The sequence below is a fragment of the Nitrospirae bacterium YQR-1 genome (assembly GCA_039908095.1).
In the GTDB taxonomy this organism is placed as follows: Bacteria; Nitrospirota; Thermodesulfovibrionia; order Thermodesulfovibrionales; family Magnetobacteriaceae; genus Magnetomonas.
Map to the genome: position 1 here is coordinate 1 of JAMOBJ010000033.1, position 23266 is coordinate 23266.

Consider the following 23266-nt stretch of genomic DNA (forward strand, 5'->3'; position numbering starts at 1 on the left):
GCCTGTGTTTACTTTTGAATTGGTATTAGCTGTTTGAGAAACGCTTACGCATAAAAATTCTGGATGAAAAAAACTTGATTTTAGAGATAACCAGTCTGCCCCAGAAAAAAAAAGGAATTGATATGAAAAAAGCTATCCCTCCGATTAGTTCACAGACAAGTCCCCAGTCAAAAATATACTTGCCGGTAAGCGGATCATAACGATAGCACCAAAGGAGAACACCCTCGGTAAGAGTAAGGGAAGAGCCCTCTTTTTTAGCAGCAAGGATGCTTAATCTGACGTTCTTTTCGTCGTAATTTACACCATATATATATTTTGAAATTTTCCCCATCGGAGTAATTACAATCAGTAAGTTAGGATGTAAAAACTCTCCGGTTTCACCATCTAATGTGTATTGAAAGTCCAGGGCTTTTAAAAGTTTTTCAACTTCACCTTTGCCGCCGCCTGCCACAGTCCAGCCTGGTTTATTATCGAGTTGCCAGGTGTTTCTGAATTTTTCCATTTGTTTTTGGTCGTCATCGGGGTCAAAGGTAAGGGTAAGAACGTTATAATTCACACCAAGCCCCTCTACTTTATCAACAACGCTCATCACACTGTCAGTAATAAGAAGACAGGCGGTTTGGCACCTCGTATAAATAGGGCTTATAATGAGTACCTTACCGCCGATAATCTCCTTAATTGAAACTGTCTTTCCATATGAGTCAAGGAGTTTGACGTCCGGGAGGGTTGTATTGAGGGTCACCTTTTGGTTAGGTGACTTCATATCAGCCTCCGAGACGCCTGCTCCGTAAAGACTAACAAACAAGAGCAAAAGCAGGAGAGTTTTCACTCCGATTCCTACTTTACCTCCCACATGACACTTAGCCATCCCCAGTTTAGGGTGGTAAAGATCAAAAACGCTATCATAAAGATTATTGTAAGGGCAAAAGTTCCGGGAGCTACAAAACCTGAATGATTATCATCAGCCGGCGGTATATCGGAAAGAGTAAGCTGCATATCCTCTTTGCCTCTGACAGGTGTTCCAAAAAACACCGACACTACAACAACAATCACCCATGCCAAAACGGCAAGAAATGCAATCGCTCCACCCACTACAGCCACAACCCAAAACATGTCGGTAATTGCAGGGAATGAATATGTAAAGGGACCGCCGCCGAAAGTTACGTCCCAGTGACGGCGCGGTACTCCAAGGTACCCAAGGGTCGAAAGCCCGGCTGAAAGAGTAACAACACCGAGAGCAAACATCCAGGGCACCGCCTTAGCTACACCGTACAGCGAAATCTTCTTTCTGAATATAAGGGGTATCAGATAATACGTAGCACCCATGAAGGTCAAAGTAGTTCCACCGACAACCGTGCCTTTGAAGTGCCCGGGCACCGCTATCGTGTTATGGATTATCATGTTTGCCTGCTCGGCACCGTTGATAACACCGGTAACACCGCCGATGAATCCAAATATTACTATAGATAAAAATACAGCCACAAAAGCCGGATTTCCCCACGGGCAATTCTTAAGCCAATCGAATAACCCCTTCGTATATCCACGACGTCTCTGAGCAGTTTCAACCGCTGAGGGAACTGCAAATGCGTGAATCATAGAGGCCAGCACCGCCAAATACATAAAGTAACTGGTGTTTAAGACCTTCCATGAAGGCGAGGGAACAGGGTCAACTAAAAGATGGTGAGCAGAAGCCAGGTTTATACCAATCATATAAAATAGAAATGCTATTCTGCTGACTTTTTCGTTTATTGATGTACCACCAACGGTTAAAAATGCACCAAGATACCATATGGATATCATAGCAGCGACGTTGACCTGCTGTGCAGAGTGTCCGAAGCCCCAGAAGATCAGCCTGTAAATAATACTGTCAACTGAGTCAATAAGCCCTAGTGACCACAAAAATGTAGGGACATAGATCACTGCACCCGGTAATAGTGTGCCAACACCCAAGATAGAGGCGGTAAGGAGACCAAACGTAAACAGAGGAAGCGGTCCGTCTCCATATGTTTTTTCCTTTTTAGCAACAATTATATTTGCAAAGAAAAGACCAATTACAATCAGAGCTCCCACAGCAAACAGGATAATCCCCAGGTAGTACAGTGGGTCAGCTTTAAGGGGGGCATACGATGTAAACAAAACATCCGCCGTTCCTGTAAGCACAGTATAGGCCACTAAGGCAGTTCCTACAACCATCATGACAAAAGACGCCCATGCTACAGAAGGGGCAACCATTCGTGCGTTAAGTACAATGGTTGAACCAAACAACAGCCCCGCCATCTCCCAGAAAACTATCCATACAACCAGCGCAACTAAACCGTGGAGAGTCAGTATTCTGTAAAACCAATCAACGGGTAGAAGATGTATCACCTGCCATCTCGTCAATAAAACAAGCATGGCTGCCGTTACGCCCAGAAGAAGCGCTACGACCGATACAACTGCATTTGCCTTGATTAAAGGCAACACCCGTTTATCTACTTTAAATCCGGTAATATCGCATGTAGTAAACATTATATTGTGCTCCTCCTTCAGCTTTAATCTTCAACTACTATCTTGCCAATCATCGAATGATGACCAGGGCCGCAGTACTCGTTACAGATCAGCCGGAAATCACCAGTGTATGTAGGCTTAAACGTTAGTACATAATCATATCCAGGATGTATCAGGAAGTTCATGTTCATAGGCTGAAGCGAAAACCCATGAAGGAGATCCAGGGATGATACATGAAACCTGTACTTGGCTCCCTTTTTAAGGATAAGTACCGGTTCCCATCTCCACGTTGTGCCGATAACATATACGTCACTGTCGGGAGCGGGTTTAACAACAGGAATGCCGGCCTCCTCTCCAATCTGGTATTTCTTCCAGTTTGCCTGAGCCATCTTGTAAAATTCATCCGGCGAGGTGTTGTAAACAGTATAAGATGGGTTCTGCTTGCCTACTAAATGCCACAAAACCATGATTGCAAACAGTGCCAGCGCAACTACCGTTGCACACATTATCCACATTTTTTCATCTTTTGCAACCTTCTTATGAAACCATCCTTTTTCCGGTGCAAGTATTGCCATTTTATTTCCCTCCTAATATTAAATCTTTAAGGGCAGCCGGAACCTGGGGTATTGTTACGATCTTGTATGCCCCCCATACAAAATAGGTGAGGGCAAATATGACGTTTGAAAGCACTAAAAGAGCTATCGGACTATCAAGTAATTTTTCTATAAATGTTCTGTCATCCATATTCTTCACCTCCGTTATTTAACCAATCCCATTAACTTTTGTGTAAAAGACACAAGATGCCAGCGATCGTCCTCATTGAGCGAATCCTCATATGATGGCATTCCTGTCCCGTCAAGACCCGTAGTATATGCAAGATAGATATCCTCCGGAGTGTTACCTCTTTTTAATGCTCCGACTGTAAAGTCAAACGGAAGTATCGCTCTTTTCATATCATCTTTGATAGTTTCCGACTTGGTACCATCTCCTCTGCCCTTTTCACCATGGCACTCCCAGCATTTCATGTTTTTCCATACCTGCTCGCCCTTTGCTACCGACTCAGGGCTTCCAACCCACCCAGGCTTTGCAGTTACGGTTATGGCAGTCCCGGGCTGTTCATCCTTCCACCTCGCTGAAAATGTCTTAATGTACTGAATTACCGCCATTTTCTCCTGATCGGAAAGGTCTCTGCCGGCAGGCATACTTGACCTTGGGATGCCACGTGATAATATATTCATTAGGTCGGCATCCGTCGGTAAGGAGCCTGTCTGGGTTGACCTGAACCTGAAAGAACCGAAGGTAAAATCACGGGGATAAATCTTCCATATCTTACCGTCCTTCTTCTTAGAAACAAACTCAGCCGTTCCTTTCCCATCTCCCTTTAGGCCATGACAGAAGGCACACCTTCTCTCATAAACCGTTTTGCCAAGCTGAACCGTCTGGGGGTCCGCTCCATAACTTTCCCCTACAACAAAAGCCCAAAAAACAACACCAAGAACTACTAACGATACAACTCTGCCTTTCATTTTTGCCCTCCTTATGGGGTAAATTGTTGTGTACTCCCTATGTTAATATCAAAAAACTTACACATAGAGTAATTATGCTTAAACCTCCCTAACTAATTTAGAATTTACTTAGCACTATAGCTCAGTTTCAAAAACTGCCGAATTATATATTAATGAAAATAAAAAATCAATGACATAAGGCATGTTCATTAAAAAAATATTTTTAAAAAAAGTGATTTCTGTTACGCTTACACATGGCTATGATATAAATCATAGCATAAACTTATCATTATCAGGCAGGATAATAACATGAAAGAACAAATAAAACCGACAACACCACTAAAAGTTTTTCACCGTATTACCAATGTGTTCAGCAGCTTGTTCTCTTTTAAGCTAAACCCGCTTCATTTTCTTGGGGCAATTGCAATTTATCTGCTCGTTGCTGACACGATATCCGGTATCTATTTGTATATATTTTACAATATAGATCCCAGATTTTGTTTTTCTTCAGTTGAGAAAATATCCGCAAGTTTTATGGGCAATCTGATGAGAGGTGTTCACAGGTACACCTCGGCAGCCTTAATTTTTACGACACTTGTGCACACTGTGCATGTGTTGGTTACAGACCGTTTCCGCATGTTTCGATGGGTGGCGTGGATAACCGGTGTTTTGGCTTTGATGGTCTTTATTGTTATCGGAATATCCGGCTACATTTTGGTATGGGACGCTAAAGCTCAGCTTATAGGTGTGCTTACCGGAAAGTTTCTGAGCTATCTGCCGATATTCGGTGACTCGATTATGAGCACTTTTTTTGGCAACGACATCAAGCTTCTCGGCGGACTATTCAGGATGCTTCTTTACTTTCATGTGGCTCTGACCATTGGCATAGTGTTTGTGCTTTGGATTCATGTTATGAGAAATGCGCGTCCGCGGCTGGTGCCTCCGAAATTTCTATGGATAGCGCTTACTGTTAACATCCTTGTGATAAGCTTCCTGCTAAGGGCTAAGAGTGATGCAGGGGCAAGCCTGGCCAGCATTCCGTTTGAAATCCACATGGACTGGGCGTATTTCTTTGTTTATCCGTTGTTAAACATCATGCCGATATCCACAATGTGGCTTGTGGTCTCGGGGACAGTGGTGTTACTGGTGGTTTTCCCGTGGATAATTAAAGGGAGAAAAGTATCCCCTGCTGTAATAGACCGTGAGCGGTGTACGGGGTGTGAGCGTTGTTATATTGACTGCCCTTATGAGGCGGTAACGATGAGACGTATTGAGGGCGGCAAGAAAAAAGCCGTGGTTGATGAAAGCAAGTGCTCCGCCTGTGGAGTTTGCGTCGGCGCATGTAGTTTTAAATCCATCACACTTGAGGACTACCCGTGGGTTGAGGTGCTTGATGAAATTAAGGCTAGGTTGCCGAAAATCGTTGCATTCAGGTGTAAATTTACAGCGGAAATTCCATCCAGGTCCGATGTTATGGCTTATGATTTGCCTTGTATCGGCTCAGTGCATGTAAATCATGCAAAGGAGATATTAGATGCAGGTGTGAAAGGCATCTTCATGGTAGGCTGCGAGCAGGATGATTGCCATTACAGGGAAGGTTGCAAGTGGACGGTTCAGAGGTACGAAAAAACCAGAAAACCATCACTGCATAAAGATGTGGACGTAACAGCGGTACGGGTGTTTGAAACAACCTCTGTTGAAAATATTACTAAAGAGCTCGATAAGTTTATCGCAGACTTAGACACGGGCTTTAAGACGGATAAGCTCATGATATTAGGACACAACAAGATAAACTACATTTTAGCATCCATAGTGCTGATAGTTGCCGTAGCTATACTGTATCCGCTTACAAATGATCTTAAAGCGTTTTATCCTGAGGACAAGGCGGTAATTATTTTGACATTTAAGTACAGATCGACTTCGTCAGTTGCAAGCGCACGTTCTCCGATTAAAGTGGAACTGCTTGAAAACGGTAAACCCATATATTCCAGGGAATATTACCCCAGGGGCATAAGGAGAGATTCTTCAGTGTTTGTATATGATGAGATATTAGTGGCACCGACACAAGCAGCGCTTAGCTTTAGAATGGTGGAAACACTGTTTCCGGAAAAGAAGAGTGAGTTAAATATTGACAAAAATTTAAAACCGAAAGACAGCGTCATTATCTCTTATGATGAGCACGATAAGAACTTCTTGTATCTCAAAGATAACCAATAGAGAGGAAATTACAATACGAGGTGGCTGGGAGAAAGCGGCGAATCCCTTACAGGGGATTGTCCTTTAAGGGATTCGTCAAGGAGCTTTCGACTAAGCCAACAAAGTTAATCGAATGAATGCAGCTTGGTATAAGGGGAAGGACTGTGTCCTGCCCCTTGCTCTTTCTCCACTTTATTTCTCCTTTGCCCTCTCCCTTAGCACTAATGATGCTAAAGCCTCAATAAAAGCCGCGTTATCGTTTAGTGCCGGTGGTCTTAATATATTAACGCCGCTTTTTTTAGATAGTTCCTTATACAGTATATCTATCTCATAAAGCGTTTCTATATGGTCTGAGACAAAGCTTATGGGAACAATTAACAGATTTTTAATTCCCTGCTGCGATAGTTGTTGAATTTTATCCTCTGTTGACGGCTCAAGCCACTTTACCGGCCCGCTTCTGCTTTGATATGAAAGATGGTAGTTATATCCGGTTATCTGCTTACTGATTTTCTCTGTGGTCTTAGTTATTTCCTCAACGTAGGGGTCTCCCTCGTCAATAAAGTATTGGGGAAGGCCGTGAGCGCTAAATAAAATGTCATGACAGTTACCGTTAAATTCCGGCAGCTTGCTATTTATGGTGTCAACAAGTGCGGCAATGTATAGTTCGTTGCCGGCATATGATGTAATATACTTACAGTTTACACCTAAGCGCTCAACTTCCGTCTTAAGTACCGCATATGCCGAGCCGGTTGTGGCAAGGCTGTAGTGGGGGTAGAGACTTAGTGCAATAAATTGTGTAATGCCTGAATTAACAGCCCTTTGCAAGGACTCCTCTATAGAAGGAGTTGTGTAACGCATAGCAACAAAGACTTTGTAAGCAGAGGAGGATTTGGCGGTAAGGGCAGCCTCAAGTTTTTCACCCTGCAAGGCTGTGATTTTACCGATAGGGGAGCCGCCCCCGATTTTGGCATACATGGACTTTGTCTTGCCGCTTCTTAATGCTGCAATAAGCGCCGCTATCGTTCTTTGCATAAAGGGCGGGCCCAGCTTAATTATTAACCTGTCTGAAAACAGATTATATAAAAACGGCTTCACTGCATCAAGATTTTCAGGGCCGCCCATATTTATAAGTATTACGCCTGTTGTCATTGTGCGCTTTTTAAGTGTACGGTATCAACAAGAAATTTAACATTATCCACCGGTGTATCCGGTAAAACCCCGTGTCCCAGATTAAAGATGTGTCCCCTTGCATCGGCAGCTTTTTTAAGAATCTCCTTTGCCTCGGCTTCTATGTGGTGCTTTGATGAGTACAGTATGCAAGGGTCGAGATTACCCTGTATGGAGGCAAGCCCCTTTAGCTTACGTGCCGCTTTTTTTAAATCAATACGCCAGCAAACACCGATAACATCTGAGTCAACATCTTTGGCAGCATCAATAATACCGGCACAATTGTTTATAAAATAAATCACCGGAACGCCCAGACGCTTTATAGCTTCCACTGTGATTTTTACATAAGGGAAAGCATAGAGTTTATAGTCAGCAGGGGAAAGTGCACCTGCCCATGAATCAAATAATTGAACAGCCTGAGCCCCGGCAAGTATCTGTGCCGACAGATAGGCTATCGTTGATTCTGTAACTTTTTCCATCAGCAACCGGTATGTTTCAGGCTCTCTGTAGATGAGTTTCTTTGTAGTAAGAAAGTTCTTAGAGCTTCCGCCCTCAATCATATAAGTGGCAAGGGTAAAAGGGGCGCCTGCAAATCCAATAAGGGGGACCTTCAACTCCTTACGGAGAATTTTTATAGTTTCCGGCACATATGGAACATCCTCATCGGGCACAATGACTTTCAACTTTTTAACGTCTTTGACGGTTCTTACCGGTTTGCTGAACTTAGGTCCCTTATTTTCAAGAAATTTTAGTTTTAATCCCATTTTTTCCGCCGGAATTAAAATATCGGAAAACAATATGGCGGCATCCACGCCGAGGGTATCTACCGGTTGCATGGTGACCTCAGCCGCCTTTTCGGGGGTTTTACACAGAGTCAGAAAGTCCATAGTGGAACGTACCTTTTGGTACTGCGGCAGGTAACGCCCTGCCTGTCTCATAATCCATATTGGTGTATAGCTGGTTTTTTCACCTCTGCAAGCCCTTAAAAATGTATCGTTCATAACACCTTGTTCCTCCGTCAGGTTTTAACCGGCTTAACCGGTATATAATTACAAAACGGCTCCTCTTCCATATAATTTCCACACATCGAGTATGCCCTTGCGCGGCAGCCTCCACAGACATTCAAAAATTCACATTTGCCGCACCTTCCGCCGTAGCTCTTAAAATCCCTCATGTCTTTAAACAGCTGGGAACTCTCCCATATTTCCTTAAACGGCTGCTGTCTGAGATTTCCGGCAGGCAGGTGAAAATAACTGCACGGCAACACGTTTCCATCCACATCGATAAGGCATATCAATTGTCCTGCAATACAGCCCTTTGAGCCTCCGGTGGAAAACTTAAGAGAGCGGCGTTTTACTTTTTCACCGTCCGCTTTACCCCTCTGCAGCGCTATTCTGTAGTAGTGAGGCGCACAGGTCGGGCGGACAAGGATGGAGTCCTCCGTCTTTTCCATATCATAGTGCCAGTTGAGGATTTTTTCGTAATCTTCTTTCGTTATAAGTTCATCCATAATGTCCTGCCCGCGCCCTGTGGGCACTATCATAAACATATACCATGCGGTTGCGCCAAGGGTCTTAGCCAACTCATAAACCTTTGGGATTTCCTCCTGATTGCGTTTTGTAAATGAAGAGTTTATTATAAATTCAATGCCGTGTTCCCTAAATAATGCGGCAGCCCGCACAACTCCGTTAAATGCGCCATTTTGGCGGCGGAAGTTGTCGTGAACCTCAGAACTTGAGCCATCCAGACTCAGAGAGACTATCCTTATGCCGGAGGCTTTCATCGCTTTGCATGTTTTTCCGGTAACCAACATCCCGTTTGTTGCCATGCACATCCTGAGTCCGGCCTCAGTGCCGTATGAGGCTAACTGAAAAACATCCTTTCTCAGAAGCGGCTCGCCACCGGAGAGTACCACAACAGGTTGTGAAAAACTTCTAATATCATCTATGATGCGCTTACCCTCTTCAAAGGAAAAATCAGGATGTCCCTCTGAGGTTGCCTCTGATGATGAGCGGCAGTGAACACATCCCAGGTTGCAGCGGCGTGTTACCTCCCACGCTATCCATTTAGGTTGAAAGTCCAGTTCATACCTCACAGTACAAAAGTTTCTTCGCTGTCTTTAAAAATATCTCTTCCTCCAGAGCCCTCAGCAGCGGCTCAAAGGTAGTGTTGTCTATGGCGGAAACAGCTGTGGCGCCAAACCTGCGCATAAGGTTTTTCACCACATCCTGCGGCACTCTGTCTGTTTTATTAAAAACCAAAAGTGTATCCTTAGATGACAGATTAAGCTCCAGCAGGGTTTTCTCAACTGAGGCTATATGCTTTTCAAAATGCGGGTTGGAAATATCCACAAGGTGAAGCAGCAAATCGGCATCCTCAAGCTCCTCAAGTGTTGACTTAAAGGCAGCCACAAGGTCTTGTGGTAAATCTCTTATAAATCCTACCGTGTCTGTCATAATCACATTCCTTTGGCGTGGGAAACGCAGTAGTCTGCTTGCTGTATCCAGTGTTGCAAACATTTTGTCTTCCGTAAATGTGCTGCTTTTTGTAAGGTTATTCAGTAGTGTTGATTTCCCTGCATTGGTGTAGCCGACTATGGAGATAATAGGTAGTGCGCTTTGTGCCCTCCGTTGTTTTCTCTGAGTGCGGGCAAGTGAGAGTTTCTCAAGTTCTTTTGTTAAAAGTGTAATACGCTCTCGTACGCGCCTTCTGTCTATCTCTAGTTTCATCTCACCCGGGCCGCGCCCTCCTATACCTCCCGCAAGACGCGACATTGCAGTGCCCTTACCGGTAAGCCGCGGGAGACGGTACTTCAGTTGTGCCAGCTCCACCTGCACCTTGCCGTCACGGCTGTGGGCGCGCCGCGCAAATATATCCAGAATCAACTGGCTGCGGTCTATTACCTTAAGCTCCGTCATATCTGCCACAGCCTTACCCTGAGACGGGCTTAAATCCTGATCAAACACTAATACCGTGGCACCTTTGTTAAGTGCATCGATGATTAATTCCTTAAGCTTACCCATTCCAAGCAGGTACCGTGGGTTAATGTCCTTTGAACGTTGAATTACCGTATCTATGACAACTATGCTGCAAGAGTGGCATAGTTCACGGAGTTCATCCATAGACTCCTCAATTTCATAACGTGGCAGCGGCGATACGCTTACAAGGATTGCCTGCTCCACCGCAGAGGTATCAGTCTGTGAGCGCCCTTTTTGCATTTCATCCTCAAGTGCTCTTATGAAAGCCGAAAAGTCCAGCTCCAAATTATAAAAACTAACCGCCTCCCCGACATCATACATAACGCCTGTATTATGCGGAACAAGATGAGCGCCATAGAACTTATCGGGAAGGCCGTCCTTAATGCCCAGTGCCACCATGTAGTCAAAGCGCAGCAGGGCAAGGTCTGTCAGATCATCTTTGCTAAGGGGCTCGTTTTTAAGATGTGTATGTATAAACCTGAGCCCTCTTAAGAACTTTCTACCCAGCGGATAATTCGGCATCTCCGGTATAAACACCGATGAGGCATCCCCTGCAATAACGTGCACAATTGAGCCCCCTCTTTCTACAGTGACCCCTACCTGCCGGTTTAGCTCTGATGAAATCTCCGCCAAATAACGGCCAAGGTCCACCGTTAATATCTCATTGGGAGGAACTTTCCTTCTGTAAATTCTTTCCAGGTCATACAAGGCCTTCTTGCTCAGCCCTGAAACATTACCATAAACCGTAGGTATATCAGCCCTCCCGAAAATTTCTTTTGTAGGTTACCGCCGTTTGCCGGGTATCCGGTGATTATTATAACAAAAAATTAATATCGTCCGCTTGATTTTTAATACAAGCAGTCAATCGTCTAACTTTTTACTGGTTTCGTCACAAGCTCCGGGACGTACTCTCTTATAGTAACCGTGATGTCAAGTAAAATTTTTAAAAAATGGTTCTTTCACGTTTTGAGTGGGTAAAAGAAAGAATAGGCTCCTGTGGCCTTAAAAAGAGTAGCCTTCAGGTATGCAAAAATGAAGGCCAACCTGCAGTCAGAACTAAACACAGGCGGCAATAAGGAAAGCGACACTTTAGTACATCCCGGAGCTTTTGGCGAGGCCAACGAAGTTAGACGATTGAATGCGAATTGGTATTAACAAAAAAATATACTAAAGGAAAGGAGATACTTTCACCCCCCCTTGTACCCCTTTCCTTTAATCGCATGGATTGCATATATATCGTCTGCTTATTTCCGTTTGCGTGTAGCGCCCTCCATAACGGCGCCTGTGCCTGCTGATGTCACCATCTGTGCATATCTTAACAAATAGCCGGTGGTGATTTTGGGCTCAGGGGGCTTCCACCTTTTAAGTCTCTGTTTTATCTCGGCAGCATCAACAATGAGCTCAATACTGCGCTTTGGGATATCAATCTTAATCTTATCACCGTTTTCAACTATTGCTATTGTGCCGCCCTCCATCGCCTCAGGTGATATGTGCCCGATGCAAGGGCCTCGTGTGCCGCCTGAAAACCTCCCGTCTGTAATAAGGGCTACGGATTCACTGAGTCCCATTCCGGCTATGGTTGCCGTGGAGGAGAGCATCTCACGCATCCCAGGGCCTCCCTTTGGTCCCTCATACCGTATGACCACAACATCGCCATGGGTGATTTTCCCGTCAAGTATGGCGCTCATAGCCTCCTCCTCAGAGTCATACACCCGTGCCGTGCCTTCAAATATCATCATCTTTTCTATTATTGCCGACTGCTTAACAACAGCGCCGCCCGGAGCAAGATTACCCTTTAAGATAGCTATTCCGCCCTCTTTATGGTGTACCTTATCCAACGGTCTTATAACTTCCTCATCCTCTATGGAGGCCTCACGGATTATATCGCTTATGCGCTTACCGGAGACCGTGGGCAGGTCATGCATGAGATGCCCCAGGCGCTTAATCACTGCTGGAATCCCGCCGGCATAGTGCAAGTCCTCAAGGTAGTTGGTGCCCCCGGGAAGCATGTTTGCTATGTGTGGAGTTGTCTTACTTATGGTATTAAAAATCTCAAGTGGCAGCTTCACTCCGGCCTCATGAGCTATGGCAGGTATGTGAAGTACTGTGTTGGTTGAACCGCCAAGAGCTGTATCCACCCTGATAGCATTTTCAAATGCCTTCAGAGTCATTATCTTACGAGGTGTAATGTTTCTTTTAACAAGCTCGGTTATGCGTGCTCCACTTTCAAAAGCTATTCGCCGTTTCTCCGCTGATATGGCCAGCGCTGTGGCTGTAAACGGTATGCTCATCCCTATAGCCTCAGTCACGCAGGCCATTGTGTTTGCAGTATACATGCCCTGACACGAGCCTGTCCCCGGACAGGCGCACATCTCCAGGGCTTGCAGCTCCGAGTCGTTTATCAAACCCTTTTTGTGTTTCCCTACAGCCTCAAAAGTATCATTTACAAGCGACAGGCGTTTACCCTTGAGACGGCCTGAGTGCATGGGGCCGGCTGTTACCACTATGGATGGAATATTCAAACGGGCTGCCGCCATAAGCATCCCGGGAGTTATCTTGTCACAGTTGGTCAGCAGCACTAAGCCGTCCAGTTGATGAGCACCGGCTACGGCCTCTATAATATCCGCTATCAGTTCCCTCGAAGGAAGTGAATAGTGCATCCCCCTGTGCCCCATAGCTATCCCGTCACATATGCCGGGTACTCCAAAGAAAAAGGGATACCCGCCTCCGGTGTGAACCCCTTTTTCTATAAACCTCTCCATGTCTCTCATTCCCGTATGGCCGGGAATTATGTCTGTAAAACTTGTGGCAACCCCTATAAACGGCTTATCCATTTCAGACCCCGGTATTCCCGTTGCGTACAGAAGGCTCCTGTGAGGCGCCCGCTCTACCCCCTTCTTTATCTGATCGCTTCTCACTTCTGAGCCTCCTTTATTACTCTAATTGGCAAATTTTTTGAACTCACGGATCATTTCAGCTAATTTGTCCTTTCTCTGCAATTTTTCCTTCTGGAGCATCTTTCTGTGCATGTCCTCATCCAGTGTCAAATACACTTTGGTGTCATATTCATACACCTGTTTATCCAATGTTCTGTGCTCATCCTCAATTTTTCTGAATACCTCATTACCTGTCCTTAGCCTCTCTACTATCTCCTGCTCAGTCACTTATATATACCTCCTTTGATACTGTTAATATAATTTAAGTGTTCATAGAATTTAGTATTTCAGTTGACAATTTAAAGGAGCCCTCTATGCAGTCATTCACCCCTATCCCCTTGTACGAATTACCGTGCAGGTAAAGCCCCTCATGCTTTTTCAGCGATTCTGTAATTCTGGCCAAAATCGCCGCATGGCCCACGTTGTACTGAGGAATGGCTTTTTCGTGCCGATAGATTTTCACCAGCTCAGGTATTCCTTTAACTCTCATTATTTCCGACAGCTCCCCCAGTACCACGTCCTCCGCCTTTTCATCACTCCACATGGCGGCAGACTCTGAAGCCCTTGCCCCTCCTGTCATCGTTCTGAGAAGAACCCTTCCCTCGGGCGCTCTGCCGGGGAATATGCATGAGTCACACAACGTACCCAATATTTTCCTGTTTTCTTTAGAAGGTACTAAAAAACCGAAAGCATCAAAGTCCTCAGTAAAACTCTCTCTCTTAAATCCCATACACATCACCATTACAGAAGGATACGGTATCTTGCTTAACTCCTTTGGCATCGAACTGTCAAAATCCCTTAATATCTCTGCTGTGGCATATGCCGGTGTTGCCAAAACAACACGCTGTGCAGTTACCGTCTCCGTATTACCAAGGGCAACTGTGTAACCATCACCGGTTTTATCTACTGAGACAACCCTGACGCCGGTTTTTATCCTGTTGCCGAGGCTGTCCCTCAGTGCCGCTATAAGCGATTCCATGCCACCGTCAAAGGAAGTTAGTTTTCCCCCCGGGCCTGCTGATACCTCCCGTCCGGTTTTTCCGGCGGCTAACTTCATTTTAACCATACCAACAAGCAAGCTGCCGTGGAGCATCTCCAGATTATTAATTTTAGGAAAGCACGACTTCAGCGATAGTTTTTCGGCATCTCCTGCATAAATTCCAGTTGCCATAGGCTCAATGAGTGTTTCAAAGGCCTCACGTCCCAGCCGTCTTACCGCAAAGTCTCTGAGTGTCTCATCATCCTCACAACCCCTCGGAGCCACTGCTTCGTAAAGCAGCCTGAGTTTGCCGGAGAGGCTTAACAGATCGGAAGTTATAAAGCCCAGAGGCGATTCCATAATTTGCCGTAGAGACCCCTCTTTATATATAAAACGCTTTCTTGCCTTATCACTGCTGCTAAGCGGCGGCAGACCCAGCATGCCGGCAAGCTCAAGGGTTTTAGGCCTGTTATCTAAAAAGCCGTTCACGCCGCCCTCTAAAGTGTAACCATTGTGCTTTTCAGTCCAAATCTTACCCCCTGTCCTTGGCTCTGACTCAAACACTGTAACATCAATATCCGGCCTGCTTTTTAACAACAAAAAAGCAAGACTCAGACCTGAAATCCCACCGCCGGCTATTAAAACATCCATTCTATATTATACCCTTTGCCGTCCCTTTTCTTTTGCATAGTTATACCTTGTACCCCCAGCAGAGCGGTCTTTCCGCTGAAAAACAATCACCTCATAACAACCCGTAAAATAGCCACAAATAATACATAACACCCACCTGTATATTATGACATCTGAAAGGGGGAAAAGTCAAAAGCTTTTTATGCCGTAGCTTCGCAGTATAAAACTTTTTAGGGTTACTCCTTTTGCCGGCTGCGGAGAGCTACATTGATGTAAATACGGTAAATTTTATAACAAATAAGCACTTTATTCTTTCATTAAACATTGCAGGGGGAAAATATAAAAATGTAAAATATAAAAGCATCTTTTATTACATTTTTTATGATACAATAGGGAAATAAAAAAACTTAGGAAAAACTCAAATGATGAAAAACTTATTAAAAGTATCAGCTTTAGTATTTGTGGTGTTTTGTCTTTTTCCTCTAAAATATGTAAATGGAGAGGATAATCCTCTAAAACCCCTTAGCGAGCAGGCTGTTAAGTATTTCAAATCAGCCAGTTTGACAATAACAGGGGTTACAAAGGCTTCAATAACACTGGAGAGAGCAGCGGACTCAGAATTGGCGGTTGGCTCAAGGCTGGAGATATTCCGCCCTGGTGAGACCTTCTACCATCCTGTGACAAACGAGCCTCTCGGCCGCTTTGAAAAGCCTGTAGGGACTGCCGAGGTTATCTCTAAAACAACCGGCTCCTATGTAGCTGTAGTTCTTAGCGGAACACCTCTAAAAGGTGATATTGTACGGATAACTAAATCTAAAATACGTGCTCTTTTTTACCAGGCGAAGAAAATGGATTGGTTTTTAGGGGATGCCTATTACAGGGAATTGAGGGATACTCAGCGATTTGAACTCATTGACACACCTCTGGATGACGATGATATTGTGAAATTGACAGCAGAGGCCGGGCGTCTTCAAACAGAGGTGCTCATCTTTGTTGATTCCGTGGTTGAACAGGATAAAAAATACCTGAGACAGCGTTTTTTCTGGACTAAAGACGGTAAAGAGCTTTTATCGGGAAAATCCTTATTTACGGATGCGTACTTAGACCAGCTGGCCTCAGTATCCGACTTCTTTGTCGCCTCAATAAGCGAGCCCATGCTTACCTTTACGCTTCCTATGTCCTCTGAGCTTATAGCCATAGGGGACCTAAACGGCGATGGGACTGAGGAGATACTTATCGGGCACGGCTCTGATATAACTGTTTACAAACCGGGTGTTGATCTGCTTAAACTGTGGGAATACGACGGCAAACGTCTCGGCGAGAATTTCTACATGGATGTGTTAAAGACAGAGACTAAGGGGCTTGTTGTCATATCGACACTTGTAAGTGATGGTGCACACTCTTACGTATATGAACTAAACGGTAATGATTTCAGGGAGCTCTGGCATTCAAAAGGCTTTCTCAGGGTGATAAAAGATACCCTGTATTATCAGTCATGGTCATATTACGACGGATATGAGGGCAATGTTCAAACAATGAAGTATGACGGCAAGTTTAACAAGACCGGAGATTTGAAACTTCCAAAGGGTGTGAATATTTACGACTTTGCCATTTTAGAGGACGTTGATAAAAAGGAACGGGTAGTCTTTTTCTATGACAAAGACAACCATATTAATCTTGTGGATTCTCAGGGTGTACGGATATACAGAAGCAAAAATGATATGGGCGGCTATAATAAAGAGTACAAAAAGGCCACGGCCACATCTATAACAGATACCGGCAACTGGCATGTCAGCGATAAGCTCTATATGACAGGGCGGAAAGTAACCGCCGTTAAGAGGGTTCCTATCACTTCCACGACAACTTCCCTTGGGTTCAAAGAATCCTCTGTCATTAGCTATCGCTACGGGGGGTTGTCACTTGAGGAAAATGTGCTTATCGGTGATGTAAGCGGTACAATTCTTGATTATGCTATTTACAAAGATAAGGTGTATGTGCTTTCCAGGCCTGTACTGGGAATTAAAGCCGCCAATATACTAAAGGGTGAGAATCCGTTGATATCCATTTTATATGTATATTCACTCATCAAGTTTTAGGAATCAGGAGGTACTCTTTTTTGGATAAAAGTACGCTGCCCAAACACGTTGGAATTATCATGGATGGAAACGGCAGGTGGGCAAACCAAAGGGGGCTTCCCCGTGTAGAGGGCCACAAGCAAGGGGCGCACAGGACAAAGGAGATAATAGAGGCGGCGGCGGAGTTGGGTGTGAATGTGTTGACACTTTATGCGTTTTCTATAGAAAACTGGAAGCGGCCTGAGCTTGAGGTTGACACTCTGATGGATTTGCTGGACTATTACCTGCAAACTGAAATACTTGAACTTTTACAAAAAGGTGTGGTGTTTAAGGTAATCGGCAACAGGGAAAAGTTACCCGATAAAATACAGTATCTGATAGATCAGGCTGAAGACATGACAGCTTCCAACACGGGTATGCTCCTGTTGATGGCCATAAGCTACGGCGGCAGGGACGACATATTGAGGGCTGTTAAAAAAATGGCATTAAAGGGCGATGACCTCACAAACCTGTCAGAGGAGTGTTTTATGGAAAACCTGGATACCTCCGGTTGTGACATGGTGGATTTAATAATTCGTACCGGCGGTGAAAAGAGGATAAGTAATTTTCTTATCTGGCAGGCAGCCTATGCCGAGTTATTTTTTACGGATACTCTTTGGCCTGACTTTACTAAGGACGAGTTTTACGGGGCCATTGAGGATTACAAGTTAAGACAAAGGCGTTTCGGTGCTATCCCAGAGGATATTGAAACCCTGAAGGTTATCTCCGGGAAATGCACTTAAAAAGGCTTTTAGTTGCCTTGGTTGTAATACCGGCGCTGTATCTGTATATTAAGTGCTTACCGGCTGTGTATTTTTTCGTTTTAATAGCATTCATATCATACATCTGCCAACTGGAGTTTTTATCCATGTACAGCACAAATGTGCCGGCGCGCCACTTGTTTTCACTATTAGGTATAATACCGGTTTATTTGACTTATAAGTATAATGACATACCGATTTCTGCTGCAATAGCGGTGTTTTTTGTAATTTCAATGTTAAGGCTCTACGGTAAAAAGAGTGCAGAAAATGCTGTTAATGATATGGCGCCGTTTTGGACAGGCTTTTTCTATATACCGGTTGTGCTTTCTTATTTTGTAAAACTGCGGGCTATTGGAACTGAGCTTGTAATCTCCCTCCTTGTGATTATCTGGGTGGCCGACAGTTTTGCCCTTTATGTGGGTAAGGCTATGGGCAGGAGGAAACTATACGAGGCCATAAGCCCCAATAAGACGGTTGAGGGTGCGGTGGCAGCCCTTGTCGGGGCTGTATTGTCATCTCTTGCAATGAGGACTGTATATGGTTTTACGATGACAGTCTCAAAGGCGGTAATTATTGGAATCGTTTTAGGAATATCGGGGATAATAGGGGACCTTGTTGAATCAATGTTTAAGCGCGATGCGGGGGTTAAGGACTCCGGCATCATCCTGCCCGGGCACGGCGGATTTTTGGATAAGATGGATGGGATGATTTTCAGCGCTCCCGTTTTGTATTATCTGATTTTATATTTTTAATGTATGGATAGCGGACAGAAGAAAATCTCTGTATTGGGCTCAACTGGTTCGATAGGCCGGAGCACGCTTGAGGTCATAGCCGGAAATCCTGATAAGTTTAAGGTATGTGCCCTCAGTGCCAATAACAACACGGAGGTGCTGAAAGAACAGATTCGTTTATTTAAGCCGGACGTTGCAGCCCTTTCAGATGTAGCAGCCGCCGGTGAGTTATATAAGTGGGCACAGGGAAACGGGCACAAGAACTGCCGCATATTAAGCGGCGGGCAGGGAGTGTGTGATGTGGCGGCTTATGTGGAGGCTGATTTTGTCGTCTCAGCTATAGTGGGGGCGGCAGGGCTTAAACCGACACTTTCGGCGATTAGAGCCAAAAAACACATAGGGCTCGCCAATAAGGAAACTTTAGTTATGGCAGGCGCCGCCGTAATGGCGGAGGCGCAAAAATATGGGGTTAAAATCCTGCCCATAGACAGTGAGCATAGTGCCATTTTTCAGTGTCTGGAGGGGCATGACAGCCGTTGTGTAAAAAGACTGATTCTGACGGCCTCCGGCGGTCCTTTTTTTGGTAAAACACGACAGGAGCTGCAATTTGTGACCAGAGCCGATGCACTTAAACATCCAAACTGGGAGATGGGTGCAAAGATTACGGTTGACAGTGCCACTTTGATGAACAAGGGGTTGGAGGTAATAGAGGCGCATCATTTGTTTGGTTTTTCGCACGAGGAGATATCAGTGGTGGTACATCCTCAGAGCATAATACATTCGATGGTGGAGTTTACGGACGGCTCGGTGCTGGCAGAGCTTTCAGTGCCTGATATGAAGGGTCCCATAGCCTATGCACTGTCATACCCGGAGCGTATTACCGGTGTGCTAAAGAGTGTTAATCTTGAGGAGCTTTGTACACTGAGTTTTCACAAGCCTGACACTGAGGCATTTATATGTTTGAGGCTTGCCTACGAGGCCCTCCGTGAGGGGGGCACAATGCCTGCGGTGTTAAACGGGGCAAATGAGGCGGCAGTAGGTTTATTTATAAGCGATGTTATCAATTTTAATATGATACCTGATATTATAAAAGAGGTAATGGATGCTCATGACAATAAGGGGGCTGACAATTTGGAGTCGGTGTTTGAGGCTGATAGATGGGCAAGGGCTATGGTAGCTAAAAAATTTTGGGAGGTTAGAGAATGACAGGAGTAGTTAGCGCCGTAGTGCTCCTTGGCGTGTTGATATTAGTTCATGAACTGGGCCATTTTTTATTGGCTAAGGCTGTGGGAATAAAGGTATTGAAATTTTCCCTTGGATTCGGGCCGAAAATTATAAGTAAGAAAGTGGGTGACACCGAGTACATGCTCTCAGCTATACCCTTTGGCGGTTACGTCAGAATGTATGGGGATGAGCCGGCGGATGAGATAAAGGCTGAGGACAGACACACTTCCTTTTTAGCGCAGCCGATATATAAGAGGGCACTGGTTATCTGTGCCGGTTCGGTCTTTAACATATTATTTGCCGCTCTTTTGTTTGTATTTATATTTATGGTTGGCGTACCCAGGCCGCTGCCGGTTGTAGGGGAGCTCTCAAAGGAGATGCCTGCACAAAAGGCAGGGTTGGTTAAAGGTGATAAAATTACAGAGATAGACGGGCAAAAGATTAAGTACTGGGAAGAGATGACTGAAGTGGTGCACAAGAGCCCGGGCAAAGAGCTGACATTTACCATAGAGACAAGAGAAGGTGTAAAGAGTTTTAAGATAACGCCTCAGAAAAAGAAAGTGAAGAACCTTTTTGGTGAAAGTGAGGAGGTAGGGCTCATTGGAATATCGCCTGCCGGAGACGTTGAGACTGTCTCTTACAGTATTTTTGAATCCATACCACTGGCGCTACAAAAGACCTTTGAGATAATCATGCTGACTATACTTGCGTTAGTAAAGATAATTCAAAAGGTGTTACCTGCCGATACGATAGGCGGCCCGATAATGATTTTTCAGCTAGCCAGCAAACAAGCCTCAACAGGAATCATGAGCTTCATAATGTTTCTGGCGGTAATTAACATAAACCTGGGCGTGTTTAATCTCTTTCCCATTCCAATACTGGATGGCGGTCATATGGTGTATTTGTTAATAGAGGCAATACGGAGAAAGCCGCTGAGTGAACGTGTAATTATGGTAACTCAGAAGATAGGGTTAGCCCTGATTTTGATGCTTATGACATTTGCGATATACAATGATGTGCTTAGGGTTATTAAGGGTACTCCGATTCCTTAAGAAACAGCCTGCTTATGAAAGATAAACTGGACATAAGGATCTACTATGAGGACACTGACTGCGGCGGGGTGGTCTATTACGGCAAGTATCTGGCCTTTCTTGAACGGGCACGCACGGAGTTTTTAGAACACCGCGGGATTAAACTACAGGAACTGATGCTTGAGGGCCTGTGGTTTGTAGTGGCTGACGTCCACATCCACTATCACAAACCGGCAAAGTATGCAGACATTATAACTATATACTCTGAGGTGGCAGAAACTAACTTTGCCTCCGTGTTATTTAAACACCGCATAGAGCATAAAGAAACAGAGGCGCTGATAGCCACGGCACAGGTTAAACTTGTAACCGTTGGAAATGACCTGAGACCAAAGGCAATGACAGCGAGGCTGAGTGATACATTAAGATTATTTTAAGGGTCAGTATAAAAACTTCCGTCTGTTTTTCATCTCTTCCCTCCATTTTATACAACCAGCTCTATCTTACACTGATTGTCTCATTTTTGGGATCCACTATTGTTTTTATGCATACATCAATCGTCCTTTTGGTTGTGGGATAGATCGTCCCATTTCTTTTGCCGTTTCTATCCATTCTGAAATAACTACTTCTATATTTGCCAAGGCTTCTTGATAAGTTGCACCATCTGCTGCACAGCCTGGAAGTTCGGGTGTTTCGGCAATAAACGCTTCATCTTCGTTACTCCAATAGATGATTATTTCGTATTTATTCATCTTCTTTCACCATTATTTTGTATTTCAATATAATATTGCGGATTTGTTTTACTTGATATGGTTTACCTTTACCGTTTTTGGGTTGTATATTTATGATTTCCTCAATATCCTCATTCGTAAAAATATGATGAGAACCTTTTATTCTTTCATTAAATCCTGTTCGGATTAACAGTTCTCTCAACATTTCAAAATTTATATTTGTGTCAGATGTCCCAGTTAATATCTGACTTATCAGTTTCTTAAACTTACTCATATTTAAACAATATCATTATCATACTAACATACGCAATTATAGAAAATCTACCGATTAGAGGGTCCTGGTTCGAGCCCCGTCCACCCCGCCATATATTTTTTGGATAAATCGTTATAAAAGTAATGAGTTAACTTTTTGTTACCCCTAAAAAACACCGCGGACCAACTGTGGACCGTTTATATGGGGATGAGTGGGTTTGGGTTATAAAAATTCGATATTATTAACATCAGTAATCAACCCTCGATAATAACCGGCAATATGAAGGCTGCCATAAAGACGTTCAAAATCCTTTAAAAGCTTCCCGTTGTATACTGATACATACTTTTGTAAAGCTGCTCTGTATCCATCTACAGAATGTTGAATTTATGGCTCAATTTATGATAGTTTAAATTGTATTCCATTAGAAAAGGGCAGGGGGCTATGCATCAGAAATTTGACATTACGCTAAAGGATTTATGGAAAGATGTACCTGTTAAGTTACTCAAATTTTTAACAGGTTTTGATAGTGGAAAATCCCTTGATAATCATTTAACAAATGTAGGTCTTCTGTTGCCCGATTTATACCAAGTAGCATTCATTCGATTAACTTTGTTGGCATCGTCGAAAGCTCCTTGACGTACGAACATAGTACGCCTGTGTCGCTTTCTCCTTGCCGCCTCGTTACTCTTTTGACTGCTACTTGGTATTAATAATAGAATTGCCTGATATAAGTCTTCTGCACATAGAAATTATGAGCAACCCTGAGAAAATGCTGAAGCGGATGTTTCTGTATAATGCACTGATTTTTCATCACTACGACAGGTTACCAAGGCAGATAGTTTTATATGTGGGTGATAAAGCATTAAACATTGAAAATAAAATCGGGAATTATTCGTTTGAGATTGTTAACATAAAAGACATAGACTGTTCTGAATTGCTTGAAAGCGACAAACCGGAAGATATAGTTTTGGCGATATTATGCAAATCCGGCAATATGGATGTTACGATAGCTAAAATATTGGAGAAACTATCTGTGTTACCGTTAAAGGACAGAGAAGATTATATTAAAAAATTACTGATTCTGTCTGATTTAAGAAAGTTATATACTAAGATTAAACTGGAGGTAAGCAAGATGCCAATAACGATTGATGTAAGGGAGAGTGATATTTTTCAAGAAGGGTTACTTGAGGGGAAACAGGAAGGGTTACTTGAGGCTATTGAATTGGGACTTGAACTCAAATTTAGTATCGCGGGACTTGAGCTAATGAATATGGTTAGAGCTATAAGTACTATAGATAAACTGGAGGAGTTCAAAAATCTAATAAGGAAAGCTGGTTCATTAGATGAATTAAAGGAATTTCTGGGGAGTGCAGTATAAAACACTCAAATTGTGCTTATATCAGTGGCTTGTTTTGCGAGCGTCCCGCCCCCTGAGGACAGTGGTTTTTTACTGCGAGGAGCAATCCAGCATATTGCTTTAGGGAAAATACGCTCCGGAACTTTTGACGAAGCCAACAAAGTTAGACGATTGAATGCAACTTGGTAT

At 44.0% G+C, this 23266-nt stretch carries 23 protein-coding genes; 9 read left to right on the top strand and 14 right to left on the bottom strand.

Annotated elements, in window-relative coordinates; translation table 11 throughout:
• Positions 1-25 precede the first annotated feature (25 nt).
• The 5 genes from H7844_13215 to H7844_13235 all read right to left on the bottom strand — a co-directional run bounded on the left by H7844_13215 (position 26) and on the right by H7844_13235 (position 4013).
• Positions 26-853 carry an SCO family protein gene (locus H7844_13215; GenBank protein ID MEO5358237.1) on the bottom strand — a complete coding sequence of 276 codons (828 nt, stop codon included), beginning with the start codon at positions 851-853 and terminating at the stop codon, positions 26-28.
• Positions 838-2394 (bottom strand): cbb3-type cytochrome c oxidase subunit I, encoded by a 1557-nt coding sequence (locus H7844_13220; GenBank protein MEO5358238.1) that lies wholly within the window; start codon positions 2392-2394, stop codon positions 838-840. The genes H7844_13215 and H7844_13220 overlap by 16 nt, the downstream gene beginning before the upstream one ends.
• A gap of 137 nt (positions 2395-2531) precedes the next feature.
• Entirely contained in the window at positions 2532-3062 is a 531-nt protein-coding gene (locus H7844_13225; protein ID MEO5358239.1) for a cytochrome c oxidase subunit II, read from the bottom strand.
• A 1-nt stretch (position 3063) separates the two neighbouring features.
• Complete coding sequence (locus H7844_13230; GenBank protein ID MEO5358240.1) at positions 3064-3231, bottom strand: hypothetical protein; 168 nt, start codon at positions 3229-3231, stop codon at positions 3064-3066.
• A gap of 14 nt (positions 3232-3245) precedes the next feature.
• Positions 3246-4013, bottom strand: coding sequence for a c-type cytochrome (locus H7844_13235; GenBank protein MEO5358241.1), 768 nt, complete (start codon positions 4011-4013; stop codon positions 3246-3248).
• 288 nt (positions 4014-4301) lie between these two features.
• On the opposite strand from H7844_13235, the gene H7844_13240 reads away from it, so the two are divergent.
• Positions 4302-6209: a hydrogenase iron-sulfur subunit gene (locus tag H7844_13240; protein MEO5358242.1), complete on the top strand. Its 1908-nt coding sequence runs from the start codon at positions 4302-4304 to the stop codon at positions 6207-6209.
• Between the two features lie 171 nt (positions 6210-6380).
• Here the strand turns inward: H7844_13240 and hemH are convergent, their stop codons facing one another.
• The 4 genes from hemH to hflX are packed head-to-tail and all read right to left on the bottom strand — an operon-like array spanning position 6381 to position 11041.
• Positions 6381-7337 (bottom strand): ferrochelatase, encoded by a 957-nt coding sequence (gene hemH / locus H7844_13245; GenBank protein MEO5358243.1) that lies wholly within the window; start codon positions 7335-7337, stop codon positions 6381-6383.
• Positions 7334-8356: a uroporphyrinogen decarboxylase gene (hemE, locus tag H7844_13250; protein ID MEO5358244.1), complete on the bottom strand. Its 1023-nt coding sequence runs from the start codon at positions 8354-8356 to the stop codon at positions 7334-7336. Before hemE ends, hemH begins: the two co-directional genes overlap by 4 nt.
• A gap of 17 nt (positions 8357-8373) precedes the next feature.
• Positions 8374-9438, bottom strand: coding sequence for a radical SAM protein (locus tag H7844_13255; GenBank protein ID MEO5358245.1), 1065 nt, complete (start codon positions 9436-9438; stop codon positions 8374-8376).
• Position 9439: 1 nt separating this feature from the next.
• Positions 9440-11041, bottom strand: coding sequence for a GTPase HflX (gene hflX, locus H7844_13260; GenBank protein MEO5358246.1), 1602 nt, complete (start codon positions 11039-11041; stop codon positions 9440-9442).
• Between the two features lie 288 nt (positions 11042-11329).
• Between hflX and H7844_13265 the strand changes: the two genes are divergently transcribed.
• Complete coding sequence (locus H7844_13265) at positions 11330-11488, top strand: hypothetical protein (GenBank protein ID MEO5358247.1); 159 nt, start codon at positions 11330-11332, stop codon at positions 11486-11488.
• 89 nt (positions 11489-11577) lie between these two features.
• Here the strand turns inward: H7844_13265 and ilvD are convergent, their stop codons facing one another.
• From ilvD to hemG, 3 genes are read right to left on the bottom strand one after another with little or no spacing between them, the layout of a single operon-like run.
• Positions 11578-13251, bottom strand: coding sequence for a dihydroxy-acid dehydratase (gene ilvD / locus H7844_13270; protein ID MEO5358248.1), 1674 nt, complete (start codon positions 13249-13251; stop codon positions 11578-11580).
• Positions 13252-13272: 21 nt separating this feature from the next.
• Positions 13273-13497, bottom strand: a complete 225-nt coding sequence (locus H7844_13275) for a YdcH family protein (GenBank protein ID MEO5358249.1) — start codon at positions 13495-13497, stop codon at positions 13273-13275.
• Positions 13498-13531: 34 nt separating this feature from the next.
• Positions 13532-14899, bottom strand: coding sequence for a protoporphyrinogen oxidase (gene hemG / locus H7844_13280; protein ID MEO5358250.1), 1368 nt, complete (start codon positions 14897-14899; stop codon positions 13532-13534).
• A 401-nt stretch (positions 14900-15300) separates the two neighbouring features.
• Here hemG and H7844_13285 point away from each other — a divergent pair, with 401 nt between their 5' ends.
• From H7844_13285 to H7844_13310, 6 genes are read left to right on the top strand one after another with little or no spacing between them, the layout of a single operon-like run.
• A complete protein-coding gene (locus H7844_13285) occupies positions 15301-16974 on the top strand; it encodes a hypothetical protein (protein MEO5358251.1) in 1674 nt (557 codons plus the stop codon).
• Between the two features lie 20 nt (positions 16975-16994).
• A complete protein-coding gene (uppS, locus tag H7844_13290; protein MEO5358252.1) occupies positions 16995-17735 on the top strand; it encodes a polyprenyl diphosphate synthase in 741 nt (246 codons plus the stop codon).
• Positions 17726-18505: a phosphatidate cytidylyltransferase gene (locus tag H7844_13295; protein ID MEO5358253.1), complete on the top strand. Its 780-nt coding sequence runs from the start codon at positions 17726-17728 to the stop codon at positions 18503-18505. Before uppS ends, H7844_13295 begins: the two co-directional genes overlap by 10 nt.
• A gap of 3 nt (positions 18506-18508) precedes the next feature.
• The gene (locus H7844_13300) at positions 18509-19690 is read left to right on the top strand and encodes a 1-deoxy-D-xylulose-5-phosphate reductoisomerase (GenBank protein ID MEO5358254.1); all 1182 of its coding nucleotides are present in this window, start codon (positions 18509-18511) and stop codon (positions 19688-19690) included.
• Entirely contained in the window at positions 19687-20760 is a 1074-nt protein-coding gene (gene rseP, locus H7844_13305) for an RIP metalloprotease RseP (protein MEO5358255.1), read from the top strand. The genes H7844_13300 and rseP overlap by 4 nt, the downstream gene beginning before the upstream one ends.
• A 14-nt stretch (positions 20761-20774) precedes the next feature.
• Positions 20775-21173 carry a YbgC/FadM family acyl-CoA thioesterase gene (locus tag H7844_13310; GenBank protein ID MEO5358256.1) on the top strand — a complete coding sequence of 133 codons (399 nt, stop codon included), beginning with the start codon at positions 20775-20777 and terminating at the stop codon, positions 21171-21173.
• Between the two features lie 105 nt (positions 21174-21278).
• On the opposite strand, the gene H7844_13315 is transcribed toward H7844_13310, so the two are convergent.
• Both H7844_13315 and H7844_13320 read right to left on the bottom strand, forming a co-directional pair.
• The gene (locus H7844_13315; protein ID MEO5358257.1) at positions 21279-21488 is read right to left on the bottom strand and encodes a type II toxin-antitoxin system HicB family antitoxin; all 210 of its coding nucleotides are present in this window, start codon (positions 21486-21488) and stop codon (positions 21279-21281) included.
• The gene (locus H7844_13320; protein ID MEO5358258.1) at positions 21481-21741 is read right to left on the bottom strand and encodes a type II toxin-antitoxin system HicA family toxin; all 261 of its coding nucleotides are present in this window, start codon (positions 21739-21741) and stop codon (positions 21481-21483) included. Before H7844_13320 ends, H7844_13315 begins: the two co-directional genes overlap by 8 nt.
• 679 nt (positions 21742-22420) lie before the next feature.
• Here H7844_13320 and H7844_13325 point away from each other — a divergent pair.
• Entirely contained in the window at positions 22421-23098 is a 678-nt protein-coding gene (locus H7844_13325) for a hypothetical protein (GenBank protein ID MEO5358259.1), read from the top strand.
• Positions 23099-23266 lie beyond the last annotated feature (168 nt).

Excerpts from the sequence above, each read along its gene's own strand:
- H7844_13220 (MEO5358238.1), bottom strand. The coding sequence starts at position 2,394 with ATGCTTGTTTTATTGACGAGATGGCAGGTGATACATCTTCTACCCGTT.
- H7844_13225 (MEO5358239.1), bottom strand. The coding sequence starts at position 3,062 with ATGGCAATACTTGCACCGGAAAAAGGATGGTTTCATAAGAAGGTTGCA.
- H7844_13230 (MEO5358240.1), bottom strand. The coding sequence starts at position 3,231 with ATGGATGACAGAACATTTATAGAAAAATTACTTGATAGTCCGATAGCT.
- H7844_13235 (MEO5358241.1), bottom strand. The coding sequence starts at position 4,013 with ATGAAAGGCAGAGTTGTATCGTTAGTAGTTCTTGGTGTTGTTTTTTGG.
- H7844_13240 (MEO5358242.1), top strand. The coding sequence starts at position 4,302 with ATGAAAGAACAAATAAAACCGACAACACCACTAAAAGTTTTTCACCGT.
- hemH (MEO5358243.1), bottom strand. The coding sequence starts at position 7,337 with ATGACAACAGGCGTAATACTTATAAATATGGGCGGCCCTGAAAATCTT.
- hemE (MEO5358244.1), bottom strand. The coding sequence starts at position 8,356 with ATGAACGATACATTTTTAAGGGCTTGCAGAGGTGAAAAAACCAGCTAT.
- hemG (MEO5358250.1), bottom strand. The coding sequence starts at position 14,899 with ATGGATGTTTTAATAGCCGGCGGTGGGATTTCAGGTCTGAGTCTTGCT.
- H7844_13285 (MEO5358251.1), top strand. The coding sequence starts at position 15,301 with ATGATGAAAAACTTATTAAAAGTATCAGCTTTAGTATTTGTGGTGTTT.
- H7844_13295 (MEO5358253.1), top strand. The coding sequence starts at position 17,726 with ATGCACTTAAAAAGGCTTTTAGTTGCCTTGGTTGTAATACCGGCGCTG.
- H7844_13300 (MEO5358254.1), top strand. The coding sequence starts at position 18,509 with ATGGATAGCGGACAGAAGAAAATCTCTGTATTGGGCTCAACTGGTTCG.
- rseP (MEO5358255.1), top strand. The coding sequence starts at position 19,687 with ATGACAGGAGTAGTTAGCGCCGTAGTGCTCCTTGGCGTGTTGATATTA.
- H7844_13310 (MEO5358256.1), top strand. The coding sequence starts at position 20,775 with ATGAAAGATAAACTGGACATAAGGATCTACTATGAGGACACTGACTGC.
- H7844_13315 (MEO5358257.1), bottom strand. The coding sequence starts at position 21,488 with ATGAATAAATACGAAATAATCATCTATTGGAGTAACGAAGATGAAGCG.
- H7844_13320 (MEO5358258.1), bottom strand. The coding sequence starts at position 21,741 with ATGAGTAAGTTTAAGAAACTGATAAGTCAGATATTAACTGGGACATCT.